Origin of the sequence: Pseudomonas sp. B37(2017), from assembly GCF_002112885.1 — a bacterium.
Classification (GTDB): Bacteria; Pseudomonadota; Gammaproteobacteria; order Pseudomonadales; family Pseudomonadaceae; genus Aquipseudomonas; species Aquipseudomonas paraglycinae.
In genome coordinates, this window is record NZ_NEIX01000004.1 from 340348 (window position 1) to 363934 (window position 23587).

A 23587-nucleotide genomic window follows, 5' to 3' on the forward strand; every position below is an offset into this window, starting at 1 on the left:
CTTAGTTAGTGTTCGCGGCGTTCTGTGCCAGATCGCTGTCGGCGCTCAACTCACGCACGGCGATGTAACGTTCGCTGCGACGGGTGCGATCCAGCACCTGCCCTACCAATTGACCACAAGCCGCGTCGATGTCTTCACCACGGGTGGTGCGCACGGTGACGTTGAAACCGGCCTGGTGAAGCTGATCCTGGAACCGGCGGATGGCGTTGTTGCTCGGCCGCTCGTACCCGGAATGCGGGAACGGGTTGAACGGAATCAGGTTGATCTTGCACGGAATGTTCTTCAGCAACTCGATCATTTCCACAGCGTGCTCAAGCTTGTCGTTGACGTCCTTGAGCAAGGTGTACTCGATGGTCAGCACGCGCTTCTCGCCCAGTTCGGACATGTAGCGCTGACACGACTCGAGCAGCATCTTAAGCGGATATTTCTTGTTGATCGGCACCAATTGGTTACGCAATGCGTCATTCGGTGCGTGCAGGGACAACGCCAGGGATACGTCGATGTGCTTGGCCAGCTCATCGATCATCGGCACCACACCCGACGTGGACAGGGTCACGCGGCGCTTGGAGATCCCGTAGCCCAGGTCATCCATCATCAGATGCATGGCGGCAACGACGTTGTCGAAGTTCAGCAGCGGTTCGCCCATGCCCATCATCACCACGTTGGTGATGGCGCGGTCGATGGTAGCCGGAACACTGCCGAAGGATTTGTTGGCAATCCACACTTGGCCGATGACTTCGGCGGCGGTGAGGTTGCTATTGAAGCCTTGCTTGCCGGTGGAGCAGAAACTGCAGTCCAGGGCACAGCCTGCCTGGGACGAAACGCACAGAGTGCCGCGTTTGCCCTGGGGAATGTAAACGGTCTCGACGCAGCTGCCGGACGCCACGCGCACCACCCATTTGCGGGTGCCGTCGCTGGAAATGTCCTCGCTGACCACTTCGGGACCACGGACCTCAGCAACAGCCTTGAGCTTTTCGCGCAAGGCCTTGCTGACGTTCGTCATGGCGTCGAAATCATCGACGCCAAAGTGGTGAATCCATTTCATTACCTGACCGGCACGGAAACGCTTCTCCCCGATTGAGTCGAAGAATTTTTCCATTTCCGGCTGGGTCAGACCCAGCAGGTTGGTTTTAACAGTCGATGTAGTCATGGATTCACCTTCACTCTTAAGCCAATGCTTAGCGAGTGGTTACTTCAGTAGCTGCGAAGAAGTACGAGATTTCACGAGCAGCAGCGGCTTCGGAGTCCGAACCGTGTACAGCGTTGGCGTCGATGGAATCAGCGAAGTCAGCACGGATGGTGCCGGCAGCAGCTTCTTTAGGGTTGGTAGCGCCCATCAGCTCACGGTTCAGAGCAATAGCGTTTTCGCCTTCCAGAACCTGAACAACAACAGGACCGGAGATCATGAAGGCAACCAGGTCGCCGAAGAAGCCACGAGCGCTGTGCTCAGCGTAGAAGCCTTCGGCTTCGGCTTTGGACAGTTGCTTCAGTTTCGAAGCTACAACGCGCAGGCCGGCTTTTTCGAAACGGGTGGTGATCTCGCCGATCACGTTTTTAGCAACGGCGTCAGGCTTGATGATGGAGAAAGTACGTTGAACAGCCATGGTGTAACTCCAGAAACGGTAATTTGCGAAAAATTAAACCCGCGAATTATACGCGGGTTCTTGGGTATTGCCTAACCTGCGAGGACGATCAGTCTACTTCTTCGATCCAGAGGGCCTGAACCGCTTCCAACACCTTCTCGCCAACACGGCCAGAGGTGTTATCAAAGTCGGGAAGTTCCATGATCCATCGCTGCAAGTCGACGAAATTGACAGAAAGCGGATCGACATCCGGCTTGGCTTCGGCCAGCTCTTCTGCAATACGTTGAACATCATTCCAACCGTAGCTCATGACAGTCTTACCAGTCAGTGCGGCGCTTCGGCCGCATGGTTAAGCGAATATTTCGGAATTTCGACGGTGATGTCTTCTTCACCGACGATCGCCTGACAAGCCAGGCGCGACTGGGCTTCCAGCCCCCAGGCACGATCAAGGAAATCTTCCTCCAACTCGTCGGCTTCTTCCAGCGAGTCAAAACCCTCACGAATGATGCAGTGACAAGTGGTGCAGGCGCAGACGCCGCCGCAGGCGCTTTCCATCTCGATGTGGTGTTCGTGAGCCAGTTCGAGGATCGACGTGCCAGGCGCAGCGTCAACGACCATGCCTTCAGGGCAGAACTTCTCGTGGGGCAGAAAAATGACCTGCGGCATCAGATATCCTCGATTTCATTCAGATTGCGCCCCGACAGAGCGGCTTTCACCGTCTGATCCATACGACGGGCTGCAAAAGCATCGGTCACTTGCGACAGACGCTTGGTCTGCTGCTCGATGGCGTAACCATCGGTGCCTTTCATCAGTTCGGTCAGTTCCTGCACCTGCAGATCGATGACCATGCGCTCTTCGGCGTCGAGCAAACGCTCGCCATCCGCCTCGAGAGCGCCCTGCACCGCTTCGATCAGGCGCTGCGCATCGACTTGCTGCTCGCGAAGAACACGGGCGACCTTGTCGTCATTGGCGTGCTGGAACGAATCTTTCAGCATCTTGGCGATTTCGCCATCGGTCAGGCCATAGGACGGCTTGACCTGGATGCTCGCTTCAACGCCCGAACCCAGTTCACGGGCAGAGACGCTGAGCAAGCCGTCGGCATCGACCTGGAAGGTCACGCGAATTTTCGCCGCACCGGCCACCATTGCCGGGATGCCGCGCAATTCGAAGCGAGCCAGAGAGCGGCAATCGCTGATCAGCTCACGCTCGCCCTGCAACACGTGGATCGCCATGGCCGACTGGCCGTCTTTATAAGTGGTGAAGTCTTGAGCGCGAGCGACGGGGATGGTGGTGTTGCGCGGAATCACCTTCTCCATCAGGCCGCCCATGGTTTCCAGCCCCAGGGACAGCGGGATCACGTCGAGCAGCAGCAGTTCGCCGCCATCGCGCTTGTTGCCGGCCAGCGTATCGGCCTGGATCGCGGCACCAATGGCCACGACTTGATCCGGGTCGATTTCGGTCAGCGGCTGACGGCCGAAGGCTTCGGCGACGGCTTCGCGAACACGTGGAACGCGGGTCGAACCACCAACCATGACCACGGCGTGCACGTCTTCCAGCTCAACGCCGGAATCGCGGACGGCGCGGCGGCAGGCTTTCAGGCTGCGGGCGACCATTGGCTCGATCAGCGCATCGAAGGCTTCGCGGGTCAGCTGTGCTTTCCAGTCGCCGTAGGCAACTTCAACACTGTCTGCATCTGTAAGGGCTTCTTTGGCTGCGCAGGCGGTTTGCAGCAGGCTGCGCTGTGCGCCCGGATCGAGGTCGGCGGACAAACCGGCGCTCTCGATAATCCAGCCGGCAATCGCGTGATCGAAGTCATCGCCGCCCAGCGCGCTGTCGCCGCCAGTGGCCAGCACTTCGAAGACACCGCCAGTGAGGCGCAGAATCGAAATATCGAAGGTGCCGCCACCCAAATCATAAATCGCGACCAGGCCTTCGGCATGTTGATCCAGACCGTATGCCACCGCTGCGGCGGTCGGCTCGTTGAGCAGACGCAACACGTTCAGACCGGCGAGTTTCGCCGCGTCCTTGGTAGCCTGGCGCTGAGCATCGTCGAAATACGCCGGAACGGTGATCACCGCGCCCACCAGCTCACCGCCAAGAGTGGCTTCAGCGCGCTGACGCAATACTTTCAGGATATCGGCGGAGACTTCGACCGGGCTTTTCGGGCCCTGCACGGTGTCGATGAACGGCATGTGCGATTCGCCGCCGACAAAGCGGTACGGCAACTGATCGCCCAATTGCTTGACGTCGGACAGACCACGACCCATCAGGCGCTTGACCGACAGCACGGTGTTCAAGGGATCGGAGGACGCAGCCAGTTTGGCTGACTCGCCGACTTCGACGCGATCGGCGTGATAACGCACGGCGGAAGGCAGGATGACCCGCCCTTCGGCGTCGGCCAGCGGCTCGGAAAGACCACTGCGCAACGCAGCGACCAGCGAATTGGTAGTGCCCAAGTCGATCCCCACAGCCAGACGACGCTGGTGCGGTTGAGGACTTTGGCCGGGTTCGGCGATCTGCAGTAGGGCCATCGTGATCAGGACTTATCTGTATATCAGGCGTGCGACCGGAGCGGCACTGGGTTAATCGTCGAGGCGCTCTTCTAACTGGCGCACTTCGTAGGTGAGCTTGTCGAGGAACTGCATGCGCCGCATCAGGCGTTCGGCCTGTTCGCGCTGCGCTGCATCATCCCAACAGGCTGCGAAGCTTTCGTTGAGCTCTTCCTGGGCGGTTTTCAGGCGACGCTTGAAGGCCGCGACACCGTCCAGATCGGCACTGTCCTGCAGATCTTCGAGCTCTTCGCGCCATTGCATCTGCTGCAAAAGAAACTCGGGATCGTGGACGGTGACTTCCATCGGCACTTCATGCCCGCTGATGGTCAGCAGGTAACGTGCACGCTGGGCCGGACTCTTGAGCGTCTGGTAGGCATCGTTGAGCCGCGCAGACTGTTCGAGCGCCGACCGCTGCTCGCGCTCGGAAGCATCGGCAAAGCGGTCAGGATGAACGCCGCGCGCCAGCTCGCGATAGCGCGTGGCCAACTGCTCGAGATCCAGACGAAAGCCCGGTTGCAGCTCGAATAAAGCGAAATGACAAGGAATACCCACGACAAGCCTCAGATGTTGAAGCTTTCGCCGCAGCCACATTCACCGCGTACGTTGGGGTTGTTGAACTTGAAGCCTTCGTTCAACCCTTCCTTGACGAAATCGAGCTCGGTGCCGTCGAGGTAGGCCAGGCTCTTCGGGTCGATGATCACTTTCTCGCCGTGACTCTCGAACACCTGATCTTCTGCAACCACCTCGTCGACAAACTCCAGCACGTAGGCAAGGCCGGAACAGCCCGTGGTGCGAACACCCAGACGAATCCCTTCACCCTTGCCGCGCCCGTCGAGGGAGCGTCGCACGTGTCGAGCAGCCGCTTCTGTCATGCTGATAGCCATCGTTGACTCCTTACTCGTCGCCCAATGCTTAGATCAAGCCTTTCTTCTGCTTGTAATCGCGAACGGCGGCCTTGATGGCGTCTTCAGCGAGAACCGAGCAGTGGATTTTCACCGGCGGCAGGGCCAGTTCTTCGGCCAGCTGAGTGTTCTTGATGGTTTCAGCTTCGTCCAGGGTCTTGCCCTTCATCCACTCGGTAGCGAGGGAGCTGGAGGCGATAGCCGAACCGCAGCCGTAAGTCTTGAACTTGGCGTCTTCGATAACGCCCTGATCGTTGACCTTGATTTGCAGACGCATCACGTCGCCGCACGCCGGAGCGCCGACCATGCCGGTGCCGACATCAGGATCTTCCGCGTTCATCTTGCCGACGTTGCGCGGGTTTTCGTAGTGGTCGATGACCTTTTCGCTGTAAGCCATGATTCTCAATCCTCACTCATCAGGGCCGCTCTTGAGACCCTGCAACTGCGCTGCGTAAACCGCCGCGTCGCTACAGGATCTGTATCCGGCGGCTTCTATATTTAGTGTGCCGCCCACTCGATCTTCGAGATATCGACGCCGTCTTTGTACATGTCCCACAGCGGCGACAGAGCGCGCAGCTTGGTAACGGCCTCGCAGACTTTCTGCGCGGCGTAGTCGATTTCTTCTTCGGTGGTGAAACGGCCGAAGGTGAAACGGATCGAGCTGTGTGCCAGTTCGTCGTTGCGGCCCAGGGCGCGCAGTACGTACGAAGGCTCAAGCGACGCCGAGGTGCAGGCCGAACCGGACGAAACCGCCAGATCCTTGAGCGCCATGATCAGCGACTCGCCTTCAACGTAGTTGAAGCTCAGGTTCAGGTTGTGCGGAACGCGGGCGGTCAGGCTGCCGTTGACGTACAGCTCTTCCAGGTGCTCGACCTGCTTGTAGAAACGGTCGCTCAACGCCTTGATGCGGACGTTTTCGGCAGCCATGTCTTCCTTGGCCACACGGAACGCTTCGCCCATGCCGACGATCTGGTGAGTCGCCAGGGTGCCGGAACGCATGCCGCGCTCGTGACCGCCGCCGTGCATGGTCGCTTCGATGCGCACACGCGGCTTGCGGCTGACGTACAGCGCGCCGATGCCTTTAGGGCCGTAGGTCTTGTGAGCGGAGAACGACATCATGTCGACTTTCAGTTTCTGCAGGTCGATTTCGACCTTGCCGGTGGACTGAGCGGCGTCGACGTGGAACAGGATGCCCTTCGAACGAAGCAGCTCGCCGATGGCGGCGATGTCGTTGACGGTACCGATTTCGTTGTTCACGTGCATTACCGACACCAGGATGGTGTCTTCGCGCAGCGCGGCTTCGATCATGGCCGGGGTGATCAGGCCATCTTCGGTCGGATCGAGGTAGGTGACTTCGAAACCTTCACGCTCCAGCTGGCGCATGGTGTCGAGGACAGCCTTGTGTTCGATCTTGGAGGTGATCAGGTGCTTGCCCTTGGAGGCGTAGAAATGTGCCGCACCCTTGATTGCCAGGTTGTCGGACTCGGTGGCACCGGAGGTCCAAACGATTTCACGCGGGTCGGCGTTGACCAGATCGGCCACCTGACGACGGGCGTTTTCGACGGACTCTTCGGCTTTCCAGCCGAACACGTGGGAACGGGACGCCGGGTTACCGAAGTTTCCGTCGACCAGCAGGCATTCACTCATTTTTTGCGCAACGCGCGGATCGACCGGGGTGGTCGCAGAGTAATCAAGGTAAATCGGCAATTTCATGGACTATCTCCTAAATCAGGCTGGCTGGCGTGCCGCTAGCTCTCTGGCTGTCATTCGACGGCGGACGCTTCAATCTTGTCCAGGCGCGGCGCCTTGCCATTGCAACGACGCTGATCCTGACGCTGGGCCACTTCCTGCACCTCACGGCGAGTTACGAGGTCGGCCAAGCTGATACCGCTGAGAAATTCGTGAATCTGCAGGCTCAGGTCGCACCACAGGTGATGGGTCAGACAGGTGTCACCGGAGTGGCAGTCGCCCTGGCCCTGGCATTTTGTTGCATCGACCGATTCGTTCACCGCATCGATCACCTGAGCCACCTGGATGCCCTGCATGTCGCGGGACAACTGGTAGCCACCGCCCGGACCGCGAACACTGGAAACCAGGTTACTGCGGCGCAGCTTGGCGAAAAGCTGTTCGAGATAGGACAGGGAGATGCCTTGGCGCTCGGAGATATCGGCCAGGGACACCGGCCCGTGTTGCGCGTGCAACGCCAGGTCAAGCATGGCGGTCACGGCGTATCGGCCTTTTGTAGTCAGTCGCATGGACAATTACCACGGAGTTCGGAATGGGCGGGAGTATGCAATTCCCGAGCATTTAAGTCAACTATAAGACCTAGTGCTTTAGTCGGGTTTACCCGCAAAAGAGCGCGCGAATGATAGCAGGGTCTGCGGCCTAATGGCACACCGGTCGGCAGCAGCCCTGCAAGTGCGTCAGTGGAGCTTGGATTCGTCCTTGCCCTTGACGCAGGCAAAGTCTTCTTCACGCAGCTCGGGCAGGTCTTTCGCACAGTAATTACTGCCCAGATCCTTCAGCGCGCCGCACATCCCCTCCAGACGTCCGTCCACCGCTTGCAGGTGATCGAGCAACTGGCCAATGGCGCGCGCCACCGGATCGGGCATGTCTTCGCTGACGCCATAGGCATCGAAGCCGATCTTCTCGGCCATCGCCTTGCGCTTGGCGTCCGCCTCATCATCGGACTTGACGATGATACGCCCCGGAATCCCCACCACAGTGGCGCCCGGAGGCACTTCCTTGGTGACCACGGCATTGGACCCGACCTTGGCGCCAGCACCCACAGTGAACGGACCGAGCACCTTCGCACCCGCCCCCACCACAACCCCATCGCCGAGAGTCGGGTGACGCTTGCCCTTGTTCCAGCTGGTACCACCCAGGGTCACGCCCTGATAGATCGTCACGTCGTCGCCGATTTCAGCGGTTTCGCCGATCACGATGCCCATGCCATGGTCGATGAAGAAGCGTCGACCGACCTTGGCACCCGGATGGATCTCGATCCCGGTGAGCCAGCGACCGAAGTTCGACACCAGCCGTGCCAGCCATTTCAGATCGTTGCGCCAGAGCATGCCGGCCAGTCGATGAATCCAGATTGCATGCATGCCGGGGTAGCAGGTCAGGACTTCAAAAGCGTTACGCGCCGCCGGGTCTCGGTGGAATACGCTCTGGATATCTTCACGCAAACGCTCGAACATCATTAATCCTTCCGCTTAAGGAGCTCGCCACGGGCCGCTTTCTGGGTTTCCGTGAGGATGCCACGCAAAATATTCATTTCCGCCCGGCTGACCGAGCTGCGTCCGTACAACCGGCGCAGGCGCGCCATCAAGTGCCGCGGCTTTTCCGGATCGAGGAATTCGATGGCCACCAGAGTCTGCTCCAGGTGCTCATAGAACCGCTCCAGCTCATCCATGGTCGCAAGCTCTGCGCTTTTCACGGAGGCCACTTCTTCCTTCTCGATCTTGGTCGGCTGGCCTTGTGCAGCCAGCCACGCCATGCGCACTTCATAACTCAACACCTGCACCGCCGCCCCGAGGTTCAGCGAGCTGAACTCAGGATCGGAGGGGATGTGCACGTGATAGTGACATCGCTGCAGCTCGTCGTTGGTCAGGCCGGAATCTTCACGACCGAACACCAGCGCAATTTCCGCGCCCTGCCCGGCCTCCTCGACCACTTTGGTCCCGCACTCGCGCGGATCCAGCAATGGCCAGGGAATGCGCCGATCACGAGCACTGGTGCCGAGCACCAGATTGCAACCGACCAAGGCGTCTTCCAAGGTGGCGACGACTTGCGCGTTTTCAAGGATGTCACCGGCACCGGAAGCACGGGCATCGGCTTCGTGATGCGGAAAGACTCGCGGATCAACCAGTACCAGGCGCGACAGGCCCATGTTTTTCATGGCGCGCGCGGTCCCGCCGATGTTTCCCGGATGGCTGGTGTTGACCAGGACGACACGAATATTTTGCAGCACGGCGGGCGCTCTCGGACTCGGCAAAGGGGTGCAAATCTTACAGAACAGCCTACCGTTAAGCTATGAAAGCGAACAGCGACCTTCACCTGAAGAAAAGTTCTGATAGAATGCGCGGCTTTCTTTAACAACCTTAGGTGACACATCCATGCAGCCCATGCTGAATATCGCGCTGCGCGCCGCCCGCAGCGCCAGTGAACTGATCTTCCGCTCCATCGAGCGCCTGGATACCATCAAGGTCGACGAAAAAGACGCCAAGGATTACGTATCCGAGGTCGATCGCGCCGCCGAACAGAAAATCATCGACGCCCTGCGCAAGGCTTACCCGAATCACTCGATCATGGGTGAAGAGACCGGTCTGCACGCCGGCACCGGCATCGAAGGCGAAGAATACCTGTGGATCATCGATCCGCTGGACGGCACCACCAACTTCCTGCGCGGCATTCCTCACTTCGCTGTCAGCATTGCCTGCAAATACCGTGGTCGCCTGGAACACGCCGTTGTTCTGGATCCGGTTCGCCAGGAAGAATTCACCGCCAGCCGTGGTCGCGGCGCTCAACTGAACGGTCGTCGCCTGCGTGTCAGCGGTCGTACCAGCCTGGACGGCGCTCTGCTCGGTACAGGTTTCCCGTTCCGTGACGACCAGATGGACAACCTCGACAACTACCTGGGCATGTTCCGCGCCCTGGTTGGCCAGACTGCCGGCATCCGCCGCGCCGGTTCGGCAAGCCTGGACCTGGCTTACGTGGCCGCGGGCCGTTTCGACGCATTCTGGGAGTCGGGTCTGTCCGAGTGGGACATGGCCGCTGGCGCCCTGCTGATTCAGGAAGCAGGCGGCCTGGTGAGCGACTTCACCGGCGGTCACGACTTCCTTGAAAAAGGACACGTTGTTGCCGGCAACACCAAATGCTTCAAGGCAGTTCTGACGGCAATCCAGCCGCACCTGCCGGCCTCGCTGAAGCGCTAAGCGTTTCGCGAAACCAAAAAAACACCCTTCGGGGTGTTTTTTTATGGGCATGAAAAAGCACCCCGAAGGGTGCTTTTTTTATAAACAGTCAACCAATCACTGGCCCGGCTCGTTCTGCGACAGGATCAGCTTGCCTTCCTTGTCGACCGGAATCTGGTTGCCCGGATCACGATCCATCCGCACCTTGCCTTCCTTGCCGTCCAACGAATACCGGACGTCATAGCCCACGACCTTGTCGCTGATGTCATTCACGGTATTACAGCGAGTCTGAGTCGTGGTGTAGGTATCACGCTCCTGCATACCCTCCTGAACCTTGTTACCGGCGTAACCACCACCGACCGCACCGGCCACCGTGGCAATCTTCTTGCCGGTGCCGCCGCCGATCTGGTTACCCAGCAGACCACCTGCCAGCGCACCGACCACGGTGCCGGCGATCTGGTGTTGATCTTTCACCGGCGCCTGCCGGGTCACCGTCACATCCTTGCACACTTCACGTGGAGTCTTGATCTGTGTTTTGACCGGTTCTACGGCCAGCACTTGCGCATACTCAGGGCCGCTTTTAACCAGGCTGTAGGTGGCAACAGCACCCCCGGCAGTCACACCGACAGCACCCAATACCGCACCAACCAGCAACGACTTGTTCACATGAACCTCCTGACCATCACATGCGGGACGCGCCCGCGCTTCTCCCAGCCTTGGAGCAAAAAAAAAGACGCGAGTTCAACTCGCGTCTTTTTTGACTGACAACCGGGAAAACGATGGCCGTTATGGACGGTCGTCGACTTCCTTCTCGGCGTTGACCGGGGGAATCAGGTCTTCGGTCGACAGGTTCAGCCAGATCAGCACCACGTTGGCGATGTAGATCGACGAGTAGGTACCCGCCAGAACACCCACCAGCAGCGCCAGGGAGAAGCCGTACAGGTTGTCACCGCCGAAGAACAGCAGTGCCGCGATCGCCAGCAAGGTCGAAACCGAGGTCGCGATGGTCCGCAGCAGGGTCTGCGTGGTCGAGATGTTGATGTTCTCGATCAGCGTGGCCTTGCGCAGTACGCGGAAGTTCTCACGCACCCGGTCGAACACGACGATGGTGTCGTTGAGCGAGTAACCGATGATCGCCAGTACCGCCGCCAGCACCGTCAGGTCGAAGGTGATCTGGAAGAACGACAGGATACCCACGGTCACGATCACGTCGTGGATCAGCGACACGATGGCGCCGACCGCAAACTTCCACTGAAAGCGGAAAGCCAGGTAGATCAGGATGCCGCCGAGCGCCAGCAGCATGCCCATGCCGCCCTGGTCGCGCAGTTCTTCACCGACCTGCGGGCCGACGAACTCGACGCGCTTGACGGTCGCCGGGTTGTCGCCGCCGACCTTCTGCAGCGCTTCCGCCACCTGATGGCCCAGCTGCGGGTCTTCACCCGGCATGCGCACCAGCAGATCGGTGGTCGCGCCGAAATTCTGCACCACGGCTTCGTGATAACCGGAAGAAACCAGCTGCTCGCGCACTTTGGTGACATCGGCCGGACGCTCGTAGGTCAGCTCGATGAGCGTACCGCCGGTGAAGTCCAGACCCCAGTTCATGCCCTTGTGGAACACACTGAAGATTGCCAGCAAGGTCAGAAATACAGTGACGCCGAACGCAAAGTTGCGGACGCCCATGAAGTTGATTGTACGTAACATGGCAGCCCCTTAAATCCACAACTTCTTGAAGTCACGACCGCCGAAGATCAGGTTGACCATCGCGCGGGTGACCATGATGGCCGTGAACATCGAAGTCAGAACCCCGAGGGACATGGTTACTGCGAAGCCCTTCACCGGGCCGGTGCCCATGGCGAACAGGATGCCGCCGACCAGCAAGGTGGTCAGGTTGGCGTCGAGAATCGCAGTGAATGCCCGACCGAAGCCTTCGTTGATTGCACGCTGCACGGTCATGCCGGCGGCGATCTCTTCACGAATCCGCGAGAAGATCAGTACGTTGGCGTCGACCGCCATACCCATGGTCAACACGATACCGGCGATACCCGGCAGGGTCAGCGTGGCGCCCAGCAGCGACATCAGCGCCAGCAGCAGCACCATGTTCACCGCCAGTGCAACGGTGGCGATCAGACCGAAGAAACGGTAGATGGCGATGATGAACAGCGAGACGAACAGCATGCCCCACAGCGACGCATCGATACCCTTGGTGATGTTGTCCGCACCCAGGCTCGGGCCGATGGTGCGCTCTTCAGCGAAGTACATCGGCGCAGCCAGACCACCGGCACGCAGCAGCAGCGCCAGTTCGGACGACTCGCCCTGGCCGTTCAGGCCGGTGATACGGAACTGAGCACCCAGCGGCGACTGAATGGTCGCCAGGCTGATGATCTTCTTCTCTTCCTTGAAGGTCTGCACCGCGACGTCTTTCTCGACGCCATCGACCACTTGCTTGGTGTAAGTGGTGACAGGACGCTGCTCGATGAAGATCACCGCCATGCTGCGACCGACGTTGCTGCGGGTTGCGCGGCTCATCAGCTCGCCACCGTGGCCATCCAGACGGATGTTCACTTCAGGCGTGCCGTGCTCGCCGAAACCGGCCTTGGCGTCAGTCACCTGGTCACCGGTGATGATCAGACCACGTTCGATCTGGGCAGGAGGACGTTTGCCTTCACGGAACTCGAAGGTCTCGGAAGTGGCTTTCGAAGCGCCCGGCTCTGCAGCCAGACGGAACTCGAGGTTGGCCGTCTTGCCGAGGATACGCTTGGCTTCGGCAGTGTCCTGCACGCCCGGCAGCTCAACCACGATACGGTTGGCGCCCTGACGCTGGACGATCGGTTCGGCAACACCCAGCTCGTTGACGCGGTTACGTACCGTGGTCAAGTTCTGCTTGATGGAGTATTCACGGATTTCCGCCAGCTTGGCCGGGGTCATCGCCAGACGCAGCACCGGTTGACCGTTGAGGTCGGCCGGAACAATGTCGAAATCGTTGAAATTCTTGCGGATCAGCGCACGGGCCTGTTCGCGGGAATCAGCATCGCTGAAGCCCAGCTGAATGGCGCCATTGAGTTGCGGCAGGCTGCGATAACGCAGTTTCTCTTTGCGCAACAGGCTCTTGACGTCGCCTTCGTAGACTTTCAGGCGGGCGTCGAGGGCTTTGTCCATGTCCACTTCCAGCAGGAAGTGCACACCACCGGACAAGTCCAGACCCAGCTTCATCGGGTGCGCGGCCACGCTGCGCAGCCATTGCGGGGTGGTTTGTGCCAGGTTCAGCGCGACGACGTAGTCATCACCCAATGCCTTGCGGACAACGTCCTTGGCCGGCAGCTGGTCTTCAGCCTTGGTCAGACGGATCAGACCGCCCTTGCCGTTCGCAGCCAGGCTCGAAGCCTTGACGTTGATCCCGGATTCCTTGAGCGCGGTGCTCACGCGATCCAGATCGGCCTGATTGACCTGCAGGGCCGTGCTGGCGCCGCTGATCTGAATGGCCGGGTCATCGGGGTATAGATTCGGAGCGGAATAAATCAGACCGATCGCCAGCACCGCCAGGATCAGAATGTATTTCCACAGAGGATATTTGTTCAGCATCACGCCGCCCGTTATGAACGCGGGGCGCCTTGCGCGCCCCGTCGATTGAGTAGAAGTTGGAACCTTAGATCGCTTTCAGCGTGCCTTTTGGCAGCGTGGCGGCGATGGCGCCCTTCTGGAACTTCATTTCCACGGTGTCGGAAACTTCCAGAACCACGAAGTCATCGGCCACTTTGGTGATCTTGCCGGCGATGCCGCCGGTGGTGACCACTTCGTCGCCCTTCTGCAGGCTGCTCAGCAGGTTCTTCTGCTCTTTGGCGCGCTTGGCCTGTGGACGCCAGATCATCAGGTAGAAGATGACCAGGAAGCCGACCAGGAAAATCCACTCGAAGCCGCCGCCCATAGGCGCTGCAGCCGGTGCAGCCGCGTCAGCCATGGCATTAGAGATAAAAAAGCTCATTTAGCACTCCAGTTGCAAATGTTGAATCTTGGGGTCAGAAAACTCAGTCCAAAGGCGGAACGGGAAGCCCGCGTTTGGCGTAGAAGGCATCGACAAAGGCGGCCAATGTACCCTGTTGAATAGCCTCGCGCAAACCAGCCATCAGCACCTGATAATGGCGCAAATTGTGGATGGTATTGAGCATGCTGCCGAGCATTTCGCCGCACTTGTCCAGATGATGCAGATAAGCGCGGGAGAAGTTCTGGCAGGTATAGCAATCGCAGGTCGGATCCAGAGGCGAATCATCATGGCGATGGAACGCGTTACGGATCTTCAGCACGCCTGTATCAATGAACAGATGCCCGTTGCGGGCATTACGGGTTGGCATCACGCAATCGAACATGTCCACACCGCGGCGCACACCCTCAACCAGATCTTCCGGTTTGCCAACGCCCATAAGGTAACGAGGTTTGTCAGCCGGCATCATGCCCGGCAGGTAGTCCAGCACCTTGATCATTTCATGCTTGGGCTCGCCCACCGACAGACCACCGATGGCCAGGCCGTCGAAGCCGATCTTGCCCAGACCTTCCAGCGAGCGCATGCGCAAGTCCTGGTGCATGCCACCCTGAACGATGCCGAACAGCGCTGCCGTGTTGTCGCCATGGGCATTCTTCGAACGCTGGGCCCAGCGCAGCGACAGCTCCATGGACACACGGGCCACGTCTTCGTCAGCCGGGTACGGGGTGCATTCGTCGAAGATCATCACGATGTCCGAGCCCAGATCGCGCTGGACCTGCATCGACTCTTCCGGGCCCATGAACACTTTCGAGCCGTCGACCGGGGAGGCGAAGGTCACGCCCTCCTCCTTGATCTTGCGCATGGCGCCGAGGCTGAACACCTGGAAACCGCCGGAGTCGGTCAGGATCGGGCCTTTCCACTGCATGAAATCGTGCAGGTCGCCGTGCTCCTTGATCACTTCAGTACCCGGGCGCAGCCACAGGTGGAAGGTGTTGCCCAGAATGATCTCCGCGCCGGTGGCGACGATGTCACGCGGCAACATGCCCTTGACCGTGCCGTAAGTGCCCACCGGCATGAAGGCCGGGGTCTCGACGGTGCCACGAGGGAAGGTCAGACGACCACGACGAGCCTTGCCATCGGTGGCAAGCAACTCGAAAGACATACGACAGGTGCGACTCATACGGATTCCTCTGGGCCGCGGGGAGCGGGATTACGGGTGATGAACATCGCATCACCGTAGCTGAAAAAGCGGTATCCGTTATCGACCGCGGCTTTGTAGGCAGCCATGGTTTCCGGATAACCGGCGAATGCCGAGACCAGCATCAACAGCGTGGATTCGGGCAAATGGAAATTGGTGACCAGGGCATCGACCACATGGAACGGCCGGCCAGGGAAGATAAAGATGTCGGTGTCGCCGCTGAACGGCTTGAGCACGCCATCGCGGGCGGCGCTTTCCAGCGAACGCACGCTGGTGGTGCCGACAGCGATGACTCGACCGCCGCGCTCACGGCAAGCGGCGACTGCATCGACCACGTCCTGACCGACTTCCAGCCATTCGCTGTGCATGTGGTGATCTTCGATCTTCTCCACGCGCACCGGCTGGAAGGTGCCAGCGCCGACGTGCAGCGTGACGAATGCCGTCTCGACACCCTTGGCGGCGATCGCTTCCATCAGCGTCTGATCGAAATGCAGCCCGGCAGTCGGCGCTGCCACCGCGCCGAGTTTCTCGGCATACACGGTCTGATAGCGCTCGCGATCCGAACCTTCGTCCGGGCGGTCTATATAAGGAGGCAACGGCATGTGCCCGACGCGATCGAGCAGCGGCAGCACTTCTTCGGCAAACCCCAGCTCGAACAGCGCATCGTGACGCGCCAGCATCTCGGCTTCGCCGCCGCCGTCGATCAGGATCTTCGAACCCGGCTTCGGCGACTTGCTGGAACGCACATGGGCCAGCACGCGATGGGTATCGAGCACGCGTTCGATGAGGATTTCCAGCTTGCCGCCGGACTCCTTCTGCCCGAACAGGCGCGCCGGAATCACCCGGGTATTGTTGAACACCATCAGATCGCCCGGGCGCAAATGCTCCAGCAGATCAGTGAATTGACGGTGTGCCAGGGCGCCGCTGACCCCATCCAGGGTCAACAGGCGACTACCGCGACGCTCGGCCAAAGGATGGCGGGCAATCAGCGAATCAGGAAGCTCGAAGGTAAAGTCAGCAACGCGCATGATGGGGTTCGTCTAGCAGGGCCGGAAAGTCTAGCGGAAATATCAAAAATTGACCATGAAACGTGATTGACCAACGGTAGGCACCTCTCTATACTTCGCCGCCATTGAGCCCTGATGGCGGAATTGGTAGACGCGGCGGATTCAAAATCCGTTTTCGAAAGGAGTGGGAGTTCGAGTCTCCCTCGGGGCACCACATAGCAGTTTCTGAGAGTCTCTATTAGCCTCTCAGACCCAGAGAAACCGGCCACTTGGCCGGTTTTTTTGTGCCTGTCTGTTTATCCCTATCTCCCCTTATCCGTTGTATCCCTGTATCCCTGCTTGTATCCTGAGAAAAATACCGAACTTTGGGATACAAGGATGAAGCGCGCAGACATCAAGCGCCGCCCTCTCGCTGATACGACACTTGCGGGATTGGAGTCGGAATTAAAGGAATACCGAGAGCTGGACGGAAACGGCCTCTACTTCAGGGTAAAACCTGATGGTGGTAAATCCTGGCAGCTCCGCTACAAACGTCCGGCGGGCAATTGGGCTTGGATGGGGCTGGGGGGTTACCCAGAAGTAAGCGGTGCGTTGGCACGGGATAAAGCTGCTGAACTGCGCAAGGTCGTGAGCAGCGGGGCCGATCCTCTCGAACAAAAACGCTCTGCCAAAGCGGCAATTGATGCTGCCAAGACTCGTACCTTCCGAGCGGCTGCTGAAGCTTGGCTCAAGGCCAAGGAAGAAAAGGGACTCGCTCCTTCCACCCTTAACAAAATCCGCACTTATCTCGACAAAGACATACTCCCGGCGCTGGGAGATAAACCCTTGGACGAAATCACTCGTACTGACTGTGCGGAGCTCCAAGCATCACTTGAAGCCCGAGACGCACACAACGTCGCGGAAAAGTGCCGCACGTGGATCAATCAGATATTCGGACGAGCCATCGGCTTAGGCCTCACGGAAAACGATCCTGGCAGTCGCCTCCGAGATATTGCAGCTCAAGCCCCAAAGACTCAGCAGCATCCTCACTTGCTGGAGCCAGAGTTGGCAGAGTTCCTCCAAGCACTCAAAAACACCCCGAGCAGGCTGACGGCCCGAACTGCTGCATGGCTCTGCATCTGGACCGCATCCAGACCGGGCATGGTTCGATTAGCTGAATGGAAAGAGTTTGACCTGGATAAAGCGATATGGACGACGCCTGCCGCCAAGATGAAGATGCGCCGAGACTTTGTGTGTCCACTCCCTAAGCAAGCGCTTTCCGCTCTCAAAGAACTTCATTGCCTCACAGGTCGTAGTCGCTGGCTGTTCCCTGGGGTGGGCGCTAAGAACCCAACGATTAGCGAAAACACCATCAACAAGGTCTTCGCGACAGTTGGTTACAAGGGGCGATTGGTTGGTCATGGTACTCGTCACACCGCCAGTACTCTGCTCAGGGAACACGGCTGGCCGAAAGAGCACGTCGAAGCGCAGCTTGCTCACAAAGAAGAGGGAATATCGGGGGTCTACAACAAGGCTCAATACCTTGAGCATCGAGTGAAGATGATGCAGTGGTATGCAGATCACCTTGATGCGTTAGCAAGCGAAAAGGTAATCAAGGGACAATTTGGAAAAGCGGTATGAATGCACTTATTCATACCACCTTCAAAATCCGTGTTACAGGTGTAACTCGTGTAACGATGCCGGTCAAACGCCCGGATTCATTGACTTTCAATCCCGTTACACTCTTGCACGACCTTCCGTACATGCGATGTAACGCACGCCGTTCGTGTAACACCAGAATAAGCCCCTCGCGTGCTGCGGGCCAAATTTCTCCAGACTGGGCCAGAGCGCAAATATCGCTGGAAACGCATCCAACTCGCAGGGCGAGGGATATAGCGTTACACGTAGAGAACCATGGGCATGATTGAAACTCATCCAATTTTGCACACGGCGCTAACCGCCGGCCTGCTTCAATATCTCTCCGGTCAACCGCTCTATGAGCTCTGCAATGAACAGATCACTGATTTATGCGAGCTAATCAATCAATGCTGCGTACGCATCCAGAACGGCGACATAAGCAGCGATATGAGCAGCATGTGCATACAGACAACGATGCATGAAGAGGCCATTTTTCAGTACGCCTCAACCGACAAAAAAAATCGTCTTGCACATTGGGTTCGCCAATACAGCAGCTGCCCTTCAGCTTCGGAGCGCGATGCATATGCAGCCTATGTCATGGCCTGCGCAGTAAAAGCGCTAAGCGCATTAGCTGACTGGATGCGCTCTACGGAAGACGAGGCATGGTCACATGTTGCTGAACCTCCCACGGATTGTCCGTGGGATATTTATTGTCTCGTCGTAGAGGGACAGGTCGATCCCATTGAACGCATTCAGGCACTAGAACAATACGTGCTGTTTCTGGAGCCCATAACAACCCTACCCTGCTTGATCAGTGACGAACTGACCCCTACTGCTTACAGAGCAATCAAGAACGCTATACGCACTAAGGGCGGCATCATCAGCGGAATGGAGCGTAACGAAGAAATCAGCGCACGGGATACAGCAATCATTAGGCAAGGTCGCCACTACGTGACGAGCGGAATGCCACGAAGAAACGTAACCACGGCGGTACATGCTTGGCTGGAACGGGAGGTTTCCAAACCGCCCAAGCAGCGCGCGGAGTGGCTGACGCTGGAAACCGAAAAAGCGCTGACCCGCAAAAGCGTAGAGGCCATACTCAAGCGCAACTTTGTGCTGTGAACAAAGGTTCACCGAAATTTCAATTGGAAGTGAACTGCTTCCCGCAGACGATTTTCTAGACCATTGCTCTCGTTGTCCAAATCAATCGAGAGCAATACCTATGAACACCTCTGTTACCGATTTTCCCCGCAAGACTCCCGTCAACACCACCTCACTTTTTGATGCCACTTCAACTTTGATCCGCATGCGGGAGGTGGAAGGCATTGTGGGGATGAAGCGTTCGACCATCTACAAACTGATGCAGCGCACCGACTGCGGCTTTCCGCAGCCCGTCAAGCTGAGCAACAGCAACGCACGCGGCGCCCCTGTCGCCTGGGTCCTTTCCGAAGTTCAAGCATGGGCGCGCAGCCGCATCGAGGCACGCGATCAGGTGGCAGCATGAGCCACAAGACTGCAAACAACGCTTTGATGCATCCCTTTTCCGTGTTGCGTCGGATCGGTTTCTCGACTCGCGTCATGCAGCGCCTTGAACGCTACCGCAGCCAGCAGGACAAGCAAGGGCGCGTTGTCAGCGTGCTCAGCTGGGCCGACGGCACCTGGTGCGCCCTCTCCCTTCACTGCGAAAAGACCGGGGCCGTGGTCGTCGACGAGGGCCAGCAGGTCGACGCCTACGAAGATGCCCGCTCCATGCTCAGCGGCGGATTCCTGCCCCTTCTCTCCCTGCGCTGGGAAGCCCATGCCTGAAACAAAAACGCCTCCGGGGGCGATCCGGAGGCGTCGAGGTCAATCTACATGCCCGAACAATTTATGCCGCACCTGAAAAATCCGCAAGCCATCAGCGCAGTTGCACTTTCGAAAAACGGACGTTACTCTCTGGCCGTCGCTGCAAATTCAGCGACCGGGTTTGGCGACCCGAGTTACTTGGCGCACAGGCGCCCCATCCGACAGCAGGCGCTTTTTTTGTGCCCGCCGTTTCGTGTTATGGCAGCTGTGCGTGGGAGACCTTCGGGTCTGCCGGGTTCCAAGTTCCCGGTTCGCCAACCTGCGCACAGCTGCCACCCTAAATCGTTTGGCGACGATCAGTGGCAGCTCCATCTTCAAACTTGGAGTGTCACCTATGCCTGCCCTCAATCCGTCCAAAATTCGCGCCGCTGCACACCGTGCAATGGCTCTCGCCGCTTTACACGCCAACTCCAGCCTCGCTACACGCCTCTCCCGCTACAACGCTCACATGGCCAAAGCCCGCGCACTCGAAACCGCAGGCGGTGCCCAATGAACAACGCCCTGAGTTTCGCCCTGCCCGAAGATCTGCTCTGCGTGAATCCAACCGCCGAAGCCGGCGTACCTATCGATGCCATCACCTGCGCCATTGACCGTGCTGACTCGGTGCTGACGCTGCTGGAGGATCACTTCGAAAACGAATCCTCGCGCCTTGCTAATCACGTCATCGCCGCCGTCCTCTGGGACGTGCGCGGCACCCTCGGCCTGATCAAAACGCTGGCCATGCACGGTGACAACACTTCGGCCCCTGCGGTGCCAAAAGGCGGTGCGCTATGACCACCTCCACCACGCTGGGTCACGCCACCTTTTCCCGCGTCAATGCCTCTGACCTCAAGCTGTTTCGCGTCAACGCCGGCGTGCCAGTCGAGGACGCACTAGAAATGGCGTCGTTGCTTCAGCATCACGCGAATCAACTCAATTTCGACGCTGCTATGAGTGACAACGGCGAGCGTTTCAGTTGGCCCGCCCTATACCTGGGCGAGATGGCCAAAGCATTGATCGACGACATCAACGACGCGCTGTTTCTGCCGAGGGCTGACACATGAGCCAGCGCCCGAACAGCACTGCGAAACGTCCAAGCTTCGCCGACGTGAAAGCCGCCGCGCTGACAGACATTGATCGTGTCTTGTCGCATTGGCTGCCCAACGGCAAGCGCGTCGACGGCGGCAAGGAATACACGGCCCCGAATCCGACCCGAAGCGACAAGCGCGCCGGATCGCTCAAGGTCAATTTGAGCAAGGGCACCTGGGCGGATTTTGCTACCGGCGACAAAGGCGGCGACCTGATCGATCTGGTGCACTATCTCGACGGCGGCACCGACGTTGAAGCCTGTCACAAACTGGCCGACAGGCTGAACGTTGCGCCCGGCGTCGCCAAGACGAAAGCAGCACCGAGCAATCCCAAGGCAGCAACATGGAACGCCATCCAGCCGATCCCTACCGAGGCCATGAACAAGTGCCCGGCCAAGCACCGTGATCACGGTGTGCCGTCCAAGGTGTGGATCTACCGTGACGCGCAGGGCCAGCCCCTCATGGCGTTGTATCGCTTCGACCTTGGTCCGGATGAAGACGGCAAGCTGAAGAAGGTCTTTGCGCCCCTGACGTGGTGTCAGCGTGCCGATAGCCAAACCAAACAATGGCGCTGGCAGGGTCTGCCGGATCCGCGTCCGCTGCTGCGCCTTGATGAACTGGCCCAGCGCGCTGACTCACCGGTGGTTCTGTGCGAAGGCGAGAAAGCTGCGGATGCCGCCGCCGAGTTGCTGTCGGACTACGTGGCCACCTGCTGGCCGAACGGCTCCAACTCCTGGCACAAAGCCGACCTGACGCCGCTCAAGGGACGCGACGTTCTGTTGTGGCCGGACAACGACGACAGCGGTAAAACCTGCATGGCCACCGTTGCCGAAAAGCTGCGCGAAATCGGCGCCGCCTCGGTCCGAGCCATCACGCTGGAGGTGTTCAAACGCAAGCCGACGCTGAAGAACGACCGCGCCGCCTTCGCCAAAGGTGGTCAATGGGATGACGGCGACGATGCCGCCGATGCGCTCGCCAAAGGCTGGACCGCCGGCCACTTCGCCGAACTGGAAAGCAGCGGCGAACTGTTCGGTGTGATCGAAGAAAAACCGGTAATTGCCCAGGTGGAACCCAAGCCGGAATCAGAGCTAGAACCGAAACCCAAAGCAGCAGCCAAGCGCCCGGCAAAATCGAAAAACGACCTGATGCCCGGTGGCTTTCGCCTGACGCCCGAGGGTGTGTTTTACGCAGGCGACGACGGTGAAGCACGCCCGGTATGTTCGCCACTGGCAATCCTTGCGCGTACCCGCGACGAGAAGGGCCACAACTGGGGCTTGCTGGTCGAATTCGACGACCCCGACGGCACCAAGAAACGCTGGAACATCCCAGCGCGCACCATGACCGGCGACTTTGGCAAGGACGTGCTCGGCCCATTGGTGGACATGGGGTTGCGTCTGGCCGGCAGTCGTTCGGGGCGCAACGCACGCAACGATTTGCAGAGCTACCTGGGCGGCTTCGACAGTGCGCAACGTGCGCGTCTGGTCACTCGTTTGGGTTGGCATGACAACGCCTTTCTGTTGCCCGAGCAGCAGGTCGGCATGCACGCGGAACACCTGCACTTCTATGAGGCCGGCGCGCAGCTTCCGCCGATCAGCGAGGCGGGTACGTTGGAACAATGGCAACAGCAGATCGGCGCGCTGTGCATCGGCAACCATCGCTTGGCGTTTGTCGTCGGCGTGGCCTTCGCCGGTCCCTTGCTGCACATGCTTGGCCACGAATCGGGCGGCTTTCACCTGTACGGCGATAGCTCCGGCGGCAAGACCACGCACCTGCAAGTTGCCGCCTCAATCTACGGCGGGCCGCGTCTGGTGCGCTCGTGGCGCTCGACCGACAACGCTCTGGAGTCGATCGCTGCCGCGCATTCCGACGGGCTTCTGGTGCTCGATGAAATCGGCATGTGTGATGCCCGGATCATCGGCGAGACGGTCTACATGCTCGGCAACGGCACCGGCAAAGCCCGCGCCAATGATCGAGGTCAAGCAGGCCGACAGGTGCAGGAATGGCGCCTGCTGTTTCTCTCCACCGGTGAGAAGACTTTGGCCCAGCACATGGCCGAAGCCAACAAGGAGCTGAAAGCAGGTATGGAGGTGCGGATGCTCGCCGTCCCGTCCGATGCCAGCAAAGGCCTTGGCATGTTCGACACGCTCAACGGTTTCGAGGATGCCGCCGCTCTGTCCGACGCACTCAAAGCGCGGGTGGCGAACTACTACGGCACCCCGCTCACCGCGTTCTTGACCGCATTGTGCGAACCCGGCAAGCGCCACGGCTGGGCGGCAATCCTGCGCCGCACGCTGGAAGGCTTTATAGCCAAAGCGCTCCCCGCCTCTGCCAGTGGACAGGCACACCGTGCTGCGGCGCGCTTCGGTCTCGCGGCGGCCGCTGGCGAGCTGGCCACCGCGATGGGCATTACCGGTTGGCCGGACGGCACGGCCACCACGGCCGCTCGGGTGTGCTTGAACGCATGGCTGAACGAGCGTGGCGGCGCCGGAAACTTCGAAGGCGATGCGATTTTGGCGCGGCTGCGCCAGGTCATCGAGCGCTTCGGCGAAAGCCGTTTCACCCGCTGGGAATCGGCGGCAGCGAAGATCGACGAACACGGCCCACGCACCATCGACCGCCTCGGCTTTCGCAAGACGCTGGAACACGGCATGGGCGACACCATGCACACCACCAACACCTATTACGTGCTGACCGAGGCGTGGCGTTCGGAGATCTTCCGCGGCATGAACTTAACGGCAGTGAACAAGGAGCTCCTGCAGCGCGGTGTGCTGGAACCGAGCAGCGACGGCAAAGCATCGAGTCTGGTTCGTTTGCCCGGCCTCGGCCAACAACGCTGCTACATCGTGAAAGCGATTCCGGGAACGGATGACAGCGAGGCACGGGCTGCCTAAGGGCAACCCCGCTGATCGAGGTAGCGCCGGCTG

General features: G+C 59.4%; 26 protein-coding genes and 1 tRNA gene. 9 read left to right on the top strand and 18 right to left on the bottom strand.

The annotated features are described in order from the left end of the window. Position 1: 1 nt before the first annotated feature. From rlmN to trmJ, 12 genes are all read right to left on the bottom strand, one after another. Positions 2-1150 carry a 23S rRNA (adenine(2503)-C(2))-methyltransferase RlmN gene (rlmN, locus tag CAF90_RS13375; protein ID WP_007956683.1) on the bottom strand — a complete coding sequence of 383 codons (1149 nt, stop codon included), beginning with the start codon at positions 1148-1150 and terminating at the stop codon, positions 2-4. A 28-nt stretch (positions 1151-1178) separates the two neighbouring features. Next, on the bottom strand, positions 1179-1604 hold the full coding sequence (ndk, locus tag CAF90_RS13380) for a nucleoside-diphosphate kinase (RefSeq protein ID WP_007916882.1): 426 nt from the start codon (positions 1602-1604) through the stop codon (positions 1179-1181). Between the two features lie 88 nt (positions 1605-1692). After that, positions 1693-1893, bottom strand: a complete 201-nt coding sequence (iscX, locus tag CAF90_RS13385) for a Fe-S cluster assembly protein IscX (protein ID WP_027619659.1) — start codon at positions 1891-1893, stop codon at positions 1693-1695. Between the two features lie 14 nt (positions 1894-1907). Further along, the gene (gene fdx / locus CAF90_RS13390) at positions 1908-2249 is read right to left on the bottom strand and encodes an ISC system 2Fe-2S type ferredoxin (protein ID WP_007956685.1); all 342 of its coding nucleotides are present in this window, start codon (positions 2247-2249) and stop codon (positions 1908-1910) included. Beyond that, a complete protein-coding gene (gene hscA, locus CAF90_RS13395; RefSeq protein ID WP_085606842.1) occupies positions 2249-4114 on the bottom strand; it encodes a Fe-S protein assembly chaperone HscA in 1866 nt (621 codons plus the stop codon). The genes fdx and hscA overlap by 1 nt, the downstream gene beginning before the upstream one ends. A 51-nt stretch (positions 4115-4165) precedes the next feature. Next, positions 4166-4687, bottom strand: coding sequence for a co-chaperone HscB (gene hscB / locus CAF90_RS13400; RefSeq protein WP_007956687.1), 522 nt, complete (start codon positions 4685-4687; stop codon positions 4166-4168). 8 nt (positions 4688-4695) lie between these two features. After that, positions 4696-5019, bottom strand: a complete 324-nt coding sequence (iscA, locus tag CAF90_RS13405) for an iron-sulfur cluster assembly protein IscA (RefSeq protein ID WP_003227904.1) — start codon at positions 5017-5019, stop codon at positions 4696-4698. 28 nt (positions 5020-5047) lie between these two features. Further along, positions 5048-5434 carry a Fe-S cluster assembly scaffold IscU gene (gene iscU, locus CAF90_RS13410; RefSeq protein ID WP_003227907.1) on the bottom strand — a complete coding sequence of 129 codons (387 nt, stop codon included), beginning with the start codon at positions 5432-5434 and terminating at the stop codon, positions 5048-5050. Positions 5435-5535: 101 nt separating this feature from the next. Further along, positions 5536-6750 carry an IscS subfamily cysteine desulfurase gene (locus CAF90_RS13415; protein ID WP_007956689.1) on the bottom strand — a complete coding sequence of 405 codons (1215 nt, stop codon included), beginning with the start codon at positions 6748-6750 and terminating at the stop codon, positions 5536-5538. A 50-nt stretch (positions 6751-6800) separates the two neighbouring features. Continuing rightward, the gene (gene iscR / locus CAF90_RS13420; protein WP_007956690.1) at positions 6801-7292 is read right to left on the bottom strand and encodes a Fe-S cluster assembly transcriptional regulator IscR; all 492 of its coding nucleotides are present in this window, start codon (positions 7290-7292) and stop codon (positions 6801-6803) included. A 168-nt stretch (positions 7293-7460) separates the two neighbouring features. Continuing rightward, positions 7461-8237, bottom strand: a complete 777-nt coding sequence (gene cysE, locus CAF90_RS13425; protein WP_007956691.1) for a serine O-acetyltransferase — start codon at positions 8235-8237, stop codon at positions 7461-7463. Between the two features lie 2 nt (positions 8238-8239). Next, positions 8240-9010: a tRNA (cytosine(32)/uridine(32)-2'-O)-methyltransferase TrmJ gene (gene trmJ / locus CAF90_RS13430; RefSeq protein ID WP_007956692.1), complete on the bottom strand. Its 771-nt coding sequence runs from the start codon at positions 9008-9010 to the stop codon at positions 8240-8242. 145 nt (positions 9011-9155) lie between these two features. Between trmJ and suhB the strand changes: the two genes are divergently transcribed. Next, a complete protein-coding gene (gene suhB / locus CAF90_RS13435) occupies positions 9156-9974 on the top strand; it encodes an inositol-phosphate phosphatase (RefSeq protein WP_007941397.1) in 819 nt (272 codons plus the stop codon). Between the two features lie 96 nt (positions 9975-10070). Here the strand turns inward: suhB and CAF90_RS13440 are convergent, their stop codons facing one another. The 6 genes from CAF90_RS13440 to queA form a co-directional block, all read right to left on the bottom strand. Further along, positions 10071-10619 (bottom strand): glycine zipper 2TM domain-containing protein, encoded by a 549-nt coding sequence (locus CAF90_RS13440; protein WP_007956693.1) that lies wholly within the window; start codon positions 10617-10619, stop codon positions 10071-10073. Between the two features lie 120 nt (positions 10620-10739). Then, positions 10740-11654 (bottom strand): protein translocase subunit SecF, encoded by a 915-nt coding sequence (secF, locus tag CAF90_RS13445; protein ID WP_085606844.1) that lies wholly within the window; start codon positions 11652-11654, stop codon positions 10740-10742. A gap of 9 nt (positions 11655-11663) precedes the next feature. Then, positions 11664-13532 (bottom strand): protein translocase subunit SecD, encoded by a 1869-nt coding sequence (secD, locus tag CAF90_RS13450; RefSeq protein ID WP_007956695.1) that lies wholly within the window; start codon positions 13530-13532, stop codon positions 11664-11666. 64 nt (positions 13533-13596) lie between these two features. Further along, complete coding sequence (gene yajC / locus CAF90_RS13455; RefSeq protein ID WP_007956696.1) at positions 13597-13932, bottom strand: preprotein translocase subunit YajC; 336 nt, start codon at positions 13930-13932, stop codon at positions 13597-13599. 43 nt (positions 13933-13975) lie between these two features. Beyond that, positions 13976-15091 carry a tRNA guanosine(34) transglycosylase Tgt gene (tgt, locus tag CAF90_RS13460; RefSeq protein WP_170929384.1) on the bottom strand — a complete coding sequence of 372 codons (1116 nt, stop codon included), beginning with the start codon at positions 15089-15091 and terminating at the stop codon, positions 13976-13978. Between the two features lie 14 nt (positions 15092-15105). Further along, complete coding sequence (gene queA / locus CAF90_RS13465) at positions 15106-16155, bottom strand: tRNA preQ1(34) S-adenosylmethionine ribosyltransferase-isomerase QueA (protein ID WP_007956699.1); 1050 nt, start codon at positions 16153-16155, stop codon at positions 15106-15108. 108 nt (positions 16156-16263) lie between these two features. On the opposite strand from queA, the gene CAF90_RS13470 reads away from it, so the two are divergent. From CAF90_RS13470 to CAF90_RS13505, 8 genes are all read left to right on the top strand, one after another. Then, positions 16264-16348 (top strand) — tRNA-Leu (locus CAF90_RS13470). 164 nt (positions 16349-16512) lie between these two features. Continuing rightward, positions 16513-17754 carry a tyrosine-type recombinase/integrase gene (locus CAF90_RS13475; RefSeq protein WP_085606848.1) on the top strand — a complete coding sequence of 414 codons (1242 nt, stop codon included), beginning with the start codon at positions 16513-16515 and terminating at the stop codon, positions 17752-17754. A gap of 279 nt (positions 17755-18033) precedes the next feature. Then, the gene (locus CAF90_RS29735; protein WP_234206557.1) at positions 18034-18873 is read left to right on the top strand and encodes a hypothetical protein; all 840 of its coding nucleotides are present in this window, start codon (positions 18034-18036) and stop codon (positions 18871-18873) included. A 100-nt stretch (positions 18874-18973) separates the two neighbouring features. Continuing rightward, a complete protein-coding gene (locus CAF90_RS13485) occupies positions 18974-19255 on the top strand; it encodes an AlpA family transcriptional regulator (protein ID WP_085606850.1) in 282 nt (93 codons plus the stop codon). Further along, on the top strand, positions 19252-19557 hold the full coding sequence (locus CAF90_RS13490; RefSeq protein ID WP_085606852.1) for a hypothetical protein: 306 nt from the start codon (positions 19252-19254) through the stop codon (positions 19555-19557). The genes CAF90_RS13485 and CAF90_RS13490 overlap by 4 nt, the downstream gene beginning before the upstream one ends. A gap of 528 nt (positions 19558-20085) precedes the next feature. Next, entirely contained in the window at positions 20086-20370 is a 285-nt protein-coding gene (locus CAF90_RS13495; protein WP_085606853.1) for a hypothetical protein, read from the top strand. After that, a complete protein-coding gene (locus CAF90_RS13500) occupies positions 20367-20639 on the top strand; it encodes a DUF3077 domain-containing protein (protein ID WP_085606855.1) in 273 nt (90 codons plus the stop codon). The genes CAF90_RS13495 and CAF90_RS13500 overlap by 4 nt, the downstream gene beginning before the upstream one ends. Then, positions 20636-23554, top strand: coding sequence for a DUF927 domain-containing protein (locus tag CAF90_RS13505; RefSeq protein ID WP_085606858.1), 2919 nt, complete (start codon positions 20636-20638; stop codon positions 23552-23554). The genes CAF90_RS13500 and CAF90_RS13505 overlap by 4 nt, the downstream gene beginning before the upstream one ends. Positions 23555-23587: the final 33 nt, after the last annotated feature.

Bases quoted from the DNA above. Each gene is read 5' to 3' on its own strand.
- secF (WP_085606844.1), bottom strand. From the start codon at position 11,654: ATGTTACGTACAATCAACTTCATGGGCGTCCGCAACTTTGCGTTCGGC.
- iscA (WP_003227904.1), bottom strand. From the start codon at position 5,019: ATGGCTATCAGCATGACAGAAGCGGCTGCTCGACACGTGCGACGCTCC.
- CAF90_RS13415 (WP_007956689.1), bottom strand. From the start codon at position 6,750: ATGAAATTGCCGATTTACCTTGATTACTCTGCGACCACCCCGGTCGAT.
- CAF90_RS13495 (WP_085606853.1), top strand. From the start codon at position 20,086: ATGAACAACGCCCTGAGTTTCGCCCTGCCCGAAGATCTGCTCTGCGTG.
- iscX (WP_027619659.1), bottom strand. From the start codon at position 1,893: ATGAGCTACGGTTGGAATGATGTTCAACGTATTGCAGAAGAGCTGGCC.
- yajC (WP_007956696.1), bottom strand. From the start codon at position 13,932: ATGAGCTTTTTTATCTCTAATGCCATGGCTGACGCGGCTGCACCGGCT.
- tgt (WP_170929384.1), bottom strand. From the start codon at position 15,091: ATGTCTTTCGAGTTGCTTGCCACCGATGGCAAGGCTCGTCGTGGTCGT.
- CAF90_RS13475 (WP_085606848.1), top strand. From the start codon at position 16,513: ATGAAGCGCGCAGACATCAAGCGCCGCCCTCTCGCTGATACGACACTT.
- CAF90_RS29735 (WP_234206557.1), top strand. From the start codon at position 18,034: ATGATTGAAACTCATCCAATTTTGCACACGGCGCTAACCGCCGGCCTG.
- iscU (WP_003227907.1), bottom strand. From the start codon at position 5,434: ATGGCTTACAGCGAAAAGGTCATCGACCACTACGAAAACCCGCGCAAC.
- secD (WP_007956695.1), bottom strand. From the start codon at position 13,532: ATGCTGAACAAATATCCTCTGTGGAAATACATTCTGATCCTGGCGGTG.
- queA (WP_007956699.1), bottom strand. From the start codon at position 16,155: ATGCGCGTTGCTGACTTTACCTTCGAGCTTCCTGATTCGCTGATTGCC.
- CAF90_RS13485 (WP_085606850.1), top strand. From the start codon at position 18,974: ATGAACACCTCTGTTACCGATTTTCCCCGCAAGACTCCCGTCAACACC.
- hscA (WP_085606842.1), bottom strand. From the start codon at position 4,114: ATGGCCCTACTGCAGATCGCCGAACCCGGCCAAAGTCCTCAACCGCAC.
- ndk (WP_007916882.1), bottom strand. From the start codon at position 1,604: ATGGCTGTTCAACGTACTTTCTCCATCATCAAGCCTGACGCCGTTGCT.
- rlmN (WP_007956683.1), bottom strand. From the start codon at position 1,150: ATGACTACATCGACTGTTAAAACCAACCTGCTGGGTCTGACCCAGCCG.
- CAF90_RS13490 (WP_085606852.1), top strand. From the start codon at position 19,252: ATGAGCCACAAGACTGCAAACAACGCTTTGATGCATCCCTTTTCCGTG.
- CAF90_RS13505 (WP_085606858.1), top strand. From the start codon at position 20,636: ATGAGCCAGCGCCCGAACAGCACTGCGAAACGTCCAAGCTTCGCCGAC.
- cysE (WP_007956691.1), bottom strand. From the start codon at position 8,237: ATGTTCGAGCGTTTGCGTGAAGATATCCAGAGCGTATTCCACCGAGAC.
- iscR (WP_007956690.1), bottom strand. From the start codon at position 7,292: ATGCGACTGACTACAAAAGGCCGATACGCCGTGACCGCCATGCTTGAC.
- fdx (WP_007956685.1), bottom strand. From the start codon at position 2,249: ATGCCGCAGGTCATTTTTCTGCCCCACGAGAAGTTCTGCCCTGAAGGC.
- suhB (WP_007941397.1), top strand. From the start codon at position 9,156: ATGCAGCCCATGCTGAATATCGCGCTGCGCGCCGCCCGCAGCGCCAGT.
- CAF90_RS13500 (WP_085606855.1), top strand. From the start codon at position 20,367: ATGACCACCTCCACCACGCTGGGTCACGCCACCTTTTCCCGCGTCAAT.